We start from the raw sequence: 11,376 nt of genomic DNA on the forward strand, positions 1-11,376 counted from the left end.
AGACCCCCCACATCTAAGACGCGGGGGGTCTTGCCTTTGGCATGCAATAATCAACCGTCGTCACCTTCATACAGACCAGCTCCACTTTGTCACCTTTTTTTTAAATGCTAGTCAAACGAAGGCTTCGCTTTTCAGCACATCACGCGCTGGTATCCGGTGGGGCAATATTGGTTCATAAGAGATGGCCAGTGCGCGAGCAAGATCTTATGCGATTGAGTGGTGAAAGGCTAAAGACTGGGGTATACTAAAGAGTAGCAATCTGAAGGAGATGAAGACCTTGATGATACCAGTGACTCTACTCATTTTCTTAATCGGAGCCTCCGCTTTTTTCTCCGCGTCGGAGACTGCCCTCATGAGCCTCACGCCCCTGAGGATTCGTCATATGATCGAGGAAAAACGCAAGCACGCCAAGGTGGTCTCGCGTCTGGCGGAGGATCCACCGCGTTTGCTCGGTGCCATCCTGGTGGGCAATAATCTGGTGAACATCGGGGCATCGGCCATCGCCACGGCCCTGGCCATCGATCTTTTCGGGGATGTGGGGATCAGTATCGCCACGGCCTTGATGACCGTTGTCGTTCTGATCTTTGCCGAGATCACCCCCAAATCACTGGCGGCCGAAAAGGCGGAGTCCGTTTCCCTCCGGGTGGCGAGACCGATTCTTTATTTCACCAAGTTCTTCACCCCGCTCGTCTGGCTCCTCACCCGGATCACAGGACTGCTCGTGCGCCTCTTGGGTGGTCACAATGACGGGAACGTTTCGGTGATCACCGAACGCGAACTCAAGACCATGATCGATGTGGGTCACGAGGAAGGCGTTCTCGAAGGCCAAGAGCGCCAGATGATCCAGAACGTCTTTCGCTTCGCAGACAGCCGCGTGAGAGAGGTCATGATCCCTAGGACCGACGCCGTGATGCTGTCCGATGATGCCACCTACGCCGAAGCGATGACGCTCTTCCGAGAGGAAGGCTACTCGCGTCTACCGGTTTACGGGGAACACCTGGATGAGATCCTGGGTGTGCTCCACGTGAAGGACCTGCTCTTTTGCAAGGATCCACAACAGTTCCAAGTGCCCGGGGAGATGAAGCCCGTTTTCTTCACCTACGAGTTTCAGCGCACCCTCGCTGTGCTCGAGGAGATGAAAAAAGAACGCGTGCGCCTGGCCGTGGTCCTCGATGAGTACGGGGGGACGGTGGGCATCGTGACCATGGAGGATCTGGTCGAGGAGATCGTCGGTGAACTGGCCGATGAGTTCGACGAACCGGAGCCCAATGTCGTTTTGATCCGGGAGGGACAGTATATCCTATCGGGGGCCACATCGATCAGCCAGCTGAACAATGAGCTCGGTCTCAGCATCGAGACCATCGATGTGGATTCCATCGGCGGCTACATCACCTACCGCTTGGACCGGCTTGCCGAGAAGGGCGAGGTCATCGATCTCGAGGGATTCACCGTGACGATTCTGGAGGTTTCCCAGAATCGGATCTTACGTCTGAAGATGGATGTCCTAGACTGACATCTTTGATATATACAGGAGCACAAGGGAGATAAGGAGGTATTTATGACGATTTTTATTTTACTCGGACTCATACTACTCGTCGGCATCACCATCGCCGGCATGTACAACGGTTTCGTTCGCCTGCGCAACACTGCCGATGAGGCCTTTTCCACGATGGACGTCTACCTGAAGAAGCGGTACGATCTGGTTCCCAATCTCGTGGAAACGGTCAAAGGTTATGCCACACACGAAAGAGAGACGCTACAGCAGGTGATCCAGGCACGCAATATGGCCATGAACGCCGATAGCCTCGAGGAAAGGCAACAGGGCGAGAACATGCTGTCGGGTACGTTGAAATCACTCTTTGCCTTGAGCGAGAGCTACCCGAACCTCAAGGCCGATAGCCAGTTCCTCGATCTGCAAAAACAGCTCCAGAAGATTGAAGAGGACATCGCACAATCACGCAAGTACTACAACGCTGTCGTGAAGAACCTGAACACGCGCGTGGAGTCCTTCCCGGCCAATCTGGTCGCCTCGGCCTTCGGATTCTCCAAGTACCCATTCTTCACCATCGAGGAGACGGAGCGAGAGAACGTTCGGGTCTCCTTCTAGGAGGCGATAGGATGAGACACATCAGACGCAGCCTACTTTTGACCCTCCTCTTGTTCCTCCTGGCCGTGGGCGGATCCGTCTCCATGGCTTACGATCTGCAGGTGGAGAATTTCCGCGTGCAGATGGAGGTGCAGGAGAACAACAGCTACGACATCCGCGAGTTCCTGGAGGTCACCTTCAACCGCAGTGACATGCACGGAATTTTCAGGGATATCCCCCTGCGGACCTACTACGATAAACCGGTGGATATCAGTGACGTGGCCGTTCCCGGCCATTCCTACGAGACCAGCCGTGAGAACGGTCACCTGCGGCTGAAGATCGGAGATCCCGACACCTTCGTGTCGCAACGGATGACCTACGAGATCCTGTACAACTACGAGGTTGGCGACGATCGCAATCCGGAGCTCGACGAGTTGTATTTTAACATCGTGGGGCCCAGTTGGCAGATGCCTATCCAGCGGACGGAGTTCGAGATCACCATGCCCAAGGCTTTCGACACTTCCGCCTTGAATTTCACCTACGGTAGCACGGGGAGCACGGCGAACGATGCCGTGACCTACCGCGTGGAGGGGAACAGAATCATTGGCTCTCTAGACCGCGTGCTTTACCCGGGCGAAGCGCTCACCGTGGCACTTCCTCTGCCCGAGGGCTACTACACCGAGGTCGAAGAAGAGACCTTCCTCTGGGCGACGGTGCTGAAGTTCTACCCTGTCCTGATCCTGCTTCTCGCGGGTCTCGGGGGCTTCTTGTTCAAACGTTACGGCCGTAACGATCCGATCTATCCCACCGTCGAGTTTTACCCACCCGAGGGACTCACCCCGGCTGAAATCGGGTATATCTACGATGGAGAGGTGGATTCCTACGATCTGACGGCCATGCTCGTCTACTGGGCGGACCAAGGCTATCTGAAAATCATCGAACAGGAGGAAGAGGAGGGTGTGATCTTCAAGAAAACGAAGAACCGCATCTACCTCGAGAAGCTGAAAGATTTGCCTGGTGACCGTCGTCATTTCGAGACCACGTATTTCAATGATCTCTTTGACGAGTACGCCCTGGACAATGTGGTAGATATCCGCGATCTGAAGGACTCCTTCTACAAGACCATCGGTGAGGTCAAGATGAGCTTGGCCGGTTCCTTCACAGGTGATGCATCGCGTCGCGTCTACTCTCGCTCGGGTAAGGGGACTACCGCTGCGATGATTTTCTTCGGTTTTTTACTCTTTCTCCTCGTGGGTCTGGGCATGGCACACCTGGTGGCTCCCTTTGACCTGGGAATCGGTGCGATTCTCGGCGGTATCGGCGCCTTCGTGTTCACGCTGATCTTCGCCGGAGCGGGTTCTAGTTTCTATCGGGCGAAAAAGCGCCTGCCCGGTGATCGGATCAAGACCTATGCCATCGGGATACTCATGACCATTTTCGGTGTCGTGCTGCTCAGTCTGGTCTTCACTGTGGGTACGGTGCACTGGTCCTTTTATCCCGCGGCCTTCTTCGCGGTGGCCTTGATGTACTTGGCCCCGCACGCGAGCAAGCGGACAAAGCAGGGTGATATCTGGATGGCCCATCTTCTGGGCTTCAAAGGTTTCATGGAGAATGCGGAGAAAGACCGAATCGAGACCCTGGTCACGGAGGACCCGGCCTATTTCTACCATATCCTGCCCTACGCCATGGTGCTCGGGGTAACGGACAAGTGGGCCAAGCAGTTTGAATCCATCGCCCTTGACGCGCCCGACTGGTATGACAATCAGAACCGGGTGGGGACCTTCAGTGCCGTCTACTTCGCCTCCCACCTGAATGCAGAGACGCAGGCGGTATCACAAACGATGACCTCTGCCCCCTCTTCGAGCGGTGGTGGTGGATCCTTCGGCGGCGGTAGTGCCGGCGGCGGTTCCGGCGGTGGCGGCGGTGGCGGTTGGTAGACCGACGATAAGCTTATTGAGAATAATAGAAAAGGCCTGCGCTCGAATGAGCCAGGCCTTTTCAATGTTAAGATTTTCTACCTGCAAAGATGATCAGCAGTCCCACGCCGATCAGCAGAAGAGGGACGAGGAATGTAAAGGAGAGGGATAGCACCGAGAGGGAGAGAAAGATCAGCCCCAGTCCCGACAGGATGCTAGCGGCAATCATTACACCGCGTTCCCGGCCGCCGAAAAGGTAGAGCTGAAAGAGACCAACGGCCGGTCCCAGTAAAAATAGCGGCCACAGATGCTGCATGGAGAAAAAAGGGAAGAAGGTCACCGCGAGAAAGAGCAGGCCGTAGGTGGTCAGGATCCCGCCGGGGACCAAGAGACCCGGGTGCCCACCACCGGTGAAATAGGAAAACTCGAAGCTGAGCCCGATGACCACCAGGATCAACGGCCATAGGGAGGAAAGATCCAGGCGGATCCAGCCCAGGTTGCGGAGCAGGAAGAAGAGACCCAGAAGAATGAGCAGGATACCAGGGAGTAGATTCTTTCTCGACATGGTTAATCGTCCTTTCTATCTTTGGATGTGTCTTCAGTCTACAATGGATGGTAGTATTCGTCCAGTCTTCCGAACAAGGTTAAGGTCTTAGGCTGATGGCTTTGCACGCATGCATGCGCTAGCTTTCTTGCCCAAAATGTGTGAAGGTAGAAAAAAGTTGTTTTTGCTGTCGATTTTGGGATAAAGATAAAGGGATTGGAAGAAGAGAGGAGGTAGCAACGTGGAAAGAAGAAAAGGGCATCATCAGGTCCATTGGCTCGTGCTCCTCTTGGCGGTTTCCCTTCTTTTCTGGTGGATGCCCGGACAGGACCTCTCGCCCGAAAGGGAAGCGGTCTATCCGTTGAACACGGGTTGGCTTCTCACTGATGTGGAGGGTCTCGGGGAGCAGTTACCTCCGCTGCCCGAGGAGCTGGCGGTGGCTGCCGGCGAGTCCGTCCGCATCCGGCGGGTGATTCGAGAAGAAGAGATTGGTGGTCAAACCCTACTCTTGAGAGGATCGCTGGCCGATGTCCGCGTTGAGCTGGATGGTGAGCGCATCTATGAAGTGGGTTACAAGAGGGTTGGTTTTCCCGTGCTCCCCATGGTCAGCGCCTGGCACCTTGTGGATTTACCAGACCAGGTAACGGGTAAGGTACTCACCCTTTCCTACAGGTCTCCCTTTGAGCGGATGAGTGGTATCCTGAATGAGGTCCACTACGGTAGCCGCGGCGACCTGCTTTACTGGCTCCTGCGGACGCACGCCTGGTCGCTGGGCATCAGCGGCATGATCCTGTTCATCGGGCTCATCATGATCTTATCCTCCCTGTTGTTCCCGGGAGTCCAGGGGCGCGATCTGCGGTGCATAGGTTTTTTTGCCGGTATCTTGTCCCTCTGGATGCTGGCGGAGACGCGGGTGCTACAGCTTTTTATGGGCGGTCAGCTGGTCTTGGGTGGTTTGGCTTACATCAGCCTATCGCTCTTTCCAGTTCCCCTGTTGGCCTACCTCGGGGAAACGGTCCTGCCCAGGCGCGCCAGGCTACTCATCGGATGCAGAGATCTCTTTCTCTTGAACTTGACCGTCATCCTGTTCTTGCAGTTTTCAGGCATAGCCGGCTTCTTCGCCACCGTGATCATGACCCATCTGCTGATTTTGATCGCGATGCTATTGATCACTTATTCTCTGGTCAAAGAGCGTAGAGACTATCCGGAGAACGAACTGGCCATGCGCTTCGGTAGGGTGCTTCTGATCTTGTTTCCCTTCGGGTTGCTCGAACTGATCAATTTCTATTGGGTCGGTCCCCTCTACACTTCTGTCTTTACGCACGTGGGGATCCTACTTTTTGTCTTCTTCCTGGCGATCGGGTCGATCAAGCGCCTGATCTTGCTCTACGAGAAAAGTTATGAAGCCTCCTTCTTCCAGCATATGGCTTATCAAGACCGCCTAACGGGTGGGGGAAACCGCATGGCCTTCGCCGAGGAGATCGAGTCGCGCTTCACGGTGCCGGATGAGTTACACGGTCTTCGGTTGGCCGTTTTCGATCTCAACAATCTCAAGGAGATCAACGATACATATGGGCACGTGGTGGGGGACGAGGCCATCGTCCACGCCTACACCTGCATCGAGAAGGCCTTCGGGGACAGGGGTAGCTGCTACCGGATCGGTGGTGATGAGTTCGCCTGTCTGTTACCCGGATCGGTAGAGAAGGATTTTCGCAGGGGCCTTGTGACGCTCGATCGTCTTATCAGAGAGGTAAACCGAACCACGGCTTACGCCTTCGGCCTCGCTTCGGGTGGTGTGACCTACCACCGAGAGCTGGATCTGACGGCGGAAAAGATGCTTCACCGGGCGGACCTCGAGATGTACGCGAAAAAGAGACAAATGAAAAGGAGGGCCACGGATCGTTAGATCTCGGGCCCTTCCTCGCGTCGTGAGGGGTGAGCTGACTTGTCGCTTCTCCGCTGTCTGAGGTTTAAGATCGCGATGGATGTCAGGACCAGGGTGATGCCCAGGGCGTGGGTCCAGCCGAAGGCCTCGTGAAAAACAAAAACACTCACGAGGCTGGCCACCACCGGTTCGATGCAGGCCAGGATCCCGGCCTTGCTCGTGTCCATGTACCTCAGCCCCGTGGTATAGAGAACGAAGGGAATCATGGTAGATAGGATGGCCAGGAAAAGCGCGTCTTTCATAAGCCCAGGGGTCCCGCCCATGAGCGCGTAGATCTCATCGGGACGACTAAAGGGAAGCAGGGAGAAGGTCGTGAAGAGAAAGGTGTAGGTGATCACCGTCAGGCTATCGTATTTAGCGATGGCCATCCGTCCGAAAATACTGTACAGGGCATAACAGAAGCCAGAGCCGAGCCCCGTGATCAGGGTGAGGGTACCGATCTTCGGGCTGTCCCCGATGAGACCGGTGATGAAAACGCAGCCTGTGATGGCGAGAAAGACGGAGAAGAGCTTTCGTCTTGTGAGCTTTTCACCGAAGAAGATCCTTGCCATGAGCAGTATGAACACCGGTGAGGTGTAGAGCAGGATGCTGGCCACGGCCAAGGTACTCATTTCCATGGTGTAGAAATACAGGGTGTTGAAGAGCGCGATGCTCGCGACGCCTGTACCCAGAAAAAGCCACAGGTCTCCGACGGCCACGGTGGGTATGCGTCTTCGCGTGATTGCGAAGAGAAGGATGAACCCGACCAAGGCCAGGAGATTTCTGATCTGGGCGATTTGTATCGGCTGGAGACCACCGGCGCCGAGTGGCTTAATGAAGAGTCCGATTACTCCCCAGCAGATGGCCGCCCCGAGGATCATCAGCGGAGCGAGTAGCGTCTGTTTCTCTTCAACCATGGGTTCACCTCCAGTTGTCCTTAAGATCTGGTTGACCAAGTATTCACACTATTCTACATCCCTGTGTCTTCCGAGGCAAGGGGCAATCGGTCGCAGGAGAAAAGGTAGGCTCATCTTCTCGAAAATTTGCGTTTTTTTGAAACTTTTTGCCCTCAAAAGGTGTCATACGTATGTATAGCCCTGCTCGCAAAGGGGAGTTGTCTTTTTCAGTAGGACCCACCGGACGATCCGGTGGACCGACCCTTGGCGGTCGAGCTCCTGTACCTGGGTGTTTCTCCACCTTGATGAAAAAAATGGCAGCTGATAAAAAAAATCCCGTTCGAGGACCTACCGCACCCCTGTGTACAGAGCAGCCAAGGGTTGGTCAAGGTGACAAGGGAACTGCATATCCACCCTGTCGATGGGTATACCATCCACTAGAAGGAGGGGTTCGATGTTCCGAATCTTATGGCGCTTTCAACTGATCTTTTTCATCCTCATTGAAGTGGGGACCTTTTTCTATTTCAAACCGAGCAGTCTGGAGGACTTCCTGTTCATCTGGACCATGCTCTCGCTCGGCTTTATGCTCGAGCGCATCCTGCGCATCATGCGCGAGGGATTGCCCCATCAACCCGGTGTATCCGACATGATGAGCGGCATGGGGCAGAGCGAACAGGTCCGTCGTCTGAACCTAGCGGCTGCATTTTCAACGGTACGCGATCGAGAGGGCTTCGTGGGGGGCGTGACCTTTCCCAGGGTTTGGTTTTTCCTGATCAACCTGGTAGCCTTCGTGGCCAACTTGCTTTTCTAGAAATGAGGGAGCGAAATGATTCGGTATACCGAGGAACTCAGACACTATAGCGACCTATTGGACCTCTATGATCTGCTGAGCTGGCGGGAGCACCTGGGGCCCGGTGGAGAGGAAAAGCTCCAGCACGCCCTGAAGGGCAGTTATGCCGTGTGCCACGCTTATGCCGATGAGATCTTGGTGGGCACCGCCCGCCTGGTCTCCGACGGAGCGCTACACGCCTATCTCTGTGGGGTGGGGGTACGCAACAGCCACAGGGGTCACGGGATCGGTGCTGAGCTGACCCGACGCTTGGTGGAGAAAGCTGCCGAGGGAGGGATGCATGTACAACTGCTCTGTGAAGCGTCCCTGGTCTCCTACTACGAGGACCTGGGCTTCGCCTCCTTCGCCGTCGGCATGCGCCGCTAATAATCGGATGGACAATGGGGACATGATCCCGTTGTCCATCTTTAAAGTTCCTATGAACGGAGAAAGGAAACGACATTGAAGAAGCTGATCATACTGTTTTTCCTGATGACTATTCTAGCCTTGACCGGCTACTACCTCGCTGGTGATAAGACGGCGGTGGATGCACTGGCCTCCTATTCGACGGCGGCGAACCTTGAGCTCCTCCACGAAGAAGCTCTCGGGGAGGAGACGCTTCTGTTCTACCGAAGGGAGGAGGGGCTGGGTACTGCCGTGGCCAAAAAAACCTTCAACGGATACAAGATCGTCTACAGCGGCTACCAGGGGGACCTGATCACCACCATCGAACGACTGGGGATGAGCGACATGTACTTTCCCAGTGTGGAGGGCACCAAGCCCCTTTTCTTTGGTGTGATCGCCAAACATGGTGTCGATCATCTGACGGTGGTTTCGCGCGAGACCCATGATAAAGTCACTGCGCGCTTGATCGAGAAGAAGGACTACGCCTTCTGGATCGCAGATATGACCGGATTCACTGGTTCCCGCTTCGCGATCAACGCCTACACAGAAAGCGGAAAGCAAGTACTCAGCCAAGAGAGAAACATCTCGCCCTGGCGTGTGGAGCAGAAGACCTTTCCAAAGCTCTACTGAGAAACATACATAGAAAGAACGGACGGAGACCCCCTGATGAGGGTTTTCGTGCTTTCGTCTCATTTTTTGTACAAAAGCGTGACCCGATCTTGGTAAAAGTCGATGAGCCCCTCATCTCGCATCTTCCCCAGTTCGCGGGAGAGCGAGGGGCGCTGGACGCCCAGGTGATCGGCCCACACCTGGCGGGAGTGGGGGAGGGTGACCACGGGCCCCTCTTGCTCGCGGAAGAGTCTCTCGAGATCCGTCAGGATATTCTCCCTTAAGGAGCGCGTGCCAACGGTAGTGAGCTTTCTGCCCAGGATCGTGGCGTTCTCCGAGAGCGAAAAGATGAAGGTCTTGAGAAAGTGCTCGGACTGGCGGCAGAGGGGGAAGATGACCTCCTTGTCAAGGTGAAGGACGCGCGCGGCCCCCCGGGCGGTGATGGTCATGGGATAGTGGTTGTGGCTACCGAAGAGGAGGTTGGCCCCCAGTGTGTCACCGGCTTCAAATAATGAGACGGTGAAGACGTTGCCCGAAGCCTGGATGCTCTGAGCCTCCAGGGTACCCGAGAGGACGAGGTCGTAGGTGCGACAGGTGTCCCCCTCAAAATAGACCACTTCCCCCACGCCGTAGGACCGGATCTTCAGGTGACCGTCGGATTCCAGGGTGCCTAGTGTCTGCTCCTCAAGGTCCTTGAAGAGTTGTGTTCGATAGTCGATCATAGGAACCTCCCGCTTGTCTGCCTTTTTGTCTATCTTTTTTCATTATACCCAATGGTAGTGTCGCTCACAATGCAAGGGTTGAAGAAGCTGGTCTCTTGCGTAACACAGGTTACCTCTTTTGAGACATCACTCTCCTATAATGAGAGTAACGAAACTCAAAAAAGTAGAGGTGTTTGATGATGAAACAATGGATGAAGAAGAAAAACCTGTGGATCCTCATGATCATGGTCGCTGCACTTGCCCTCGGGAGAACGGTTTTATTCAGAACCGGTGACGTCGCAGCAGTCGGTGCACAGGACCAGCGGATCGTTTCCGAGCTACTTACTGTCATGCCGAAAACCGTTGAGGAAACGGTGGACTACTTGGGAACGCTCGAGAGTGAGCATCACGCCACGATCAGCCCCAAGGTCACTGCCGATGTGTTGGTGAAGGCGGTGCAGGAGGGAGACTTCGTGAAATCTGGTGAAAAAATCCTGCAGCTCGATACCGCGCAGCTCGAGGCCAAACAATCGACCCTCGAGGCCAAGCGCACCACTCTGCAGACACAGGCCGCCTTTGTCGACGACCAGGTGACTACTTTCTACAGCCAGAACCCCATCGTGTCGAAAATCCGATCCCTCGAAGTCAACCTGGCCTTTCAAAGGGAAGAACTTTCGAAGATCCAGGCGCTCTACAACGCCGGCGCGACCTCTGCATCGGCTTACGACCAAATGTCCCACCAGGTGGATCTTCTGGCCCTGCAGTTGGCTGAGCTCAGAAGCACCGCGGAGGTCCAGTACGAGGGTCTGGTCCAAGAACGGGCGATGACCGGACGTCAGATGGAGGAGCTCGAGGCGGGTCTCGAAGAGACGGCCCTATCCATCGCCGAAGCCACGATCAAGGCGCCCTTCGATGGTGTGGTCACGGCTTACCATGTTAACGAGGGCGACTTGGCCATGCCGGGTAAGCCGGTCGTTACCTTATCGGGCACCGATTCTCTCAAGGTGACCTTGCAACTTTCTGAAGGAGACCTCGTCAGACTCGAAAAGGGAACCCCTGCGATTCTATCGGTAAACGGTGTGGACCACCAGGGTGAGGTGAGCAGCCTGGCGGCCATGGTGAATCAGAAAACACGCATCGGTACCGCCGAGGTGAGCTTTACAGATCCGGGTTCCGTCCAGTCACCCATGGGGTCGAGTGTAGCGGTCACCCTGATGCTCGACCAGCATGAGGAGGCAATCTTTGTCCCGCGCTCGGCCATCAAGGTGCTCGGCGGAGAAGAGGTTGTCTACGTGGCCGATGCCTCGGGCCTAGTCTCAGAACGGCAAGTGACTACAGGTGTGGAGATCAACCAGGAGGTGGAGATCACCTCGGGTCTTAGCGGCGGTGAGCGCATCGCCATCCGCGGTGTGGAGAGTCTTTTCGATGGTGCCGAGCTCTACACCCTCGACGGGGAGGTGTAGTCC

The 11,376-nt window shown here is 55.5% G+C and carries 11 protein-coding genes; 8 read left to right on the top strand and 3 right to left on the bottom strand.

Annotated features, from left to right (window positions below; translation table 11 throughout):
• Positions 1–280: 280 nt before the first annotated feature.
• Genes ACULM0_RS14035 through ACULM0_RS14045 form a run of 3 tightly spaced genes read left to right on the top strand, consistent with a single transcriptional unit; the run spans position 281 to position 4,023 of the window.
• Positions 281–1,513: a hemolysin family protein gene (locus tag ACULM0_RS14035; protein WP_463678164.1), complete on the top strand. Its 1,233-nt coding sequence runs from the start codon at positions 281–283 to the stop codon at positions 1,511–1,513.
• A gap of 45 nt (positions 1,514–1,558) precedes the next feature.
• On the top strand, positions 1,559–2,107 hold the full coding sequence (locus tag ACULM0_RS14040) for a LemA family protein (RefSeq protein ID WP_463678165.1): 549 nt from the start codon (positions 1,559–1,561) through the stop codon (positions 2,105–2,107).
• An 11-nt stretch (positions 2,108–2,118) separates the two neighbouring features.
• On the top strand, positions 2,119–4,023 hold the full coding sequence (locus ACULM0_RS14045; protein WP_463678166.1) for a DUF2207 domain-containing protein: 1,905 nt from the start codon (positions 2,119–2,121) through the stop codon (positions 4,021–4,023).
• A gap of 67 nt (positions 4,024–4,090) precedes the next feature.
• On the opposite strand, the gene ACULM0_RS14050 is transcribed toward ACULM0_RS14045, so the two are convergent.
• Positions 4,091–4,567: a LiaI-LiaF-like domain-containing protein gene (locus tag ACULM0_RS14050; protein ID WP_463678167.1), complete on the bottom strand. Its 477-nt coding sequence runs from the start codon at positions 4,565–4,567 to the stop codon at positions 4,091–4,093.
• 220 nt (positions 4,568–4,787) lie between these two features.
• Between ACULM0_RS14050 and ACULM0_RS14055 the strand changes: the two genes are divergently transcribed.
• Complete coding sequence (locus ACULM0_RS14055) at positions 4,788–6,452, top strand: GGDEF domain-containing protein (protein WP_463678168.1); 1,665 nt, start codon at positions 4,788–4,790, stop codon at positions 6,450–6,452.
• On the opposite strand, the gene ACULM0_RS14060 is transcribed toward ACULM0_RS14055, so the two are convergent.
• On the bottom strand, positions 6,449–7,387 hold the full coding sequence (locus ACULM0_RS14060) for a DMT family transporter (RefSeq protein WP_463678169.1): 939 nt from the start codon (positions 7,385–7,387) through the stop codon (positions 6,449–6,451). The two genes, ACULM0_RS14055 and ACULM0_RS14060, sit on opposite strands and share 4 nt — an antisense overlap.
• Positions 7,388–7,820: 433 nt before the next feature.
• Here ACULM0_RS14060 and ACULM0_RS14065 point away from each other — a divergent pair, with 433 nt between their 5' ends.
• The 3 genes from ACULM0_RS14065 to ACULM0_RS14075 all read left to right on the top strand — a co-directional run bounded on the left by ACULM0_RS14065 (position 7,821) and on the right by ACULM0_RS14075 (position 9,230).
• Positions 7,821–8,177 (top strand): hypothetical protein, encoded by a 357-nt coding sequence (locus ACULM0_RS14065; RefSeq protein ID WP_463678170.1) that lies wholly within the window; start codon positions 7,821–7,823, stop codon positions 8,175–8,177.
• Between the two features lie 15 nt (positions 8,178–8,192).
• Positions 8,193–8,582 carry a GNAT family N-acetyltransferase gene (locus tag ACULM0_RS14070; RefSeq protein WP_463678171.1) on the top strand — a complete coding sequence of 130 codons (390 nt, stop codon included), beginning with the start codon at positions 8,193–8,195 and terminating at the stop codon, positions 8,580–8,582.
• A 75-nt stretch (positions 8,583–8,657) separates the two neighbouring features.
• Positions 8,658–9,230 carry a hypothetical protein gene (locus ACULM0_RS14075; RefSeq protein ID WP_463678172.1) on the top strand — a complete coding sequence of 191 codons (573 nt, stop codon included), beginning with the start codon at positions 8,658–8,660 and terminating at the stop codon, positions 9,228–9,230.
• Between the two features lie 59 nt (positions 9,231–9,289).
• Here ACULM0_RS14075 and ACULM0_RS14080 read toward each other — a convergent pair whose 3' ends face one another.
• Entirely contained in the window at positions 9,290–9,931 is a 642-nt protein-coding gene (locus ACULM0_RS14080; protein WP_463678173.1) for a Crp/Fnr family transcriptional regulator, read from the bottom strand.
• A gap of 176 nt (positions 9,932–10,107) precedes the next feature.
• On the opposite strand from ACULM0_RS14080, the gene ACULM0_RS14085 reads away from it, so the two are divergent.
• A complete protein-coding gene (locus tag ACULM0_RS14085; protein WP_463678174.1) occupies positions 10,108–11,373 on the top strand; it encodes an efflux RND transporter periplasmic adaptor subunit in 1,266 nt (421 codons plus the stop codon).
• Positions 11,374–11,376 lie beyond the last annotated feature (3 nt).

Source organism: Halotolerantifilum yawarlongkerapense (assembly GCF_054506745.1).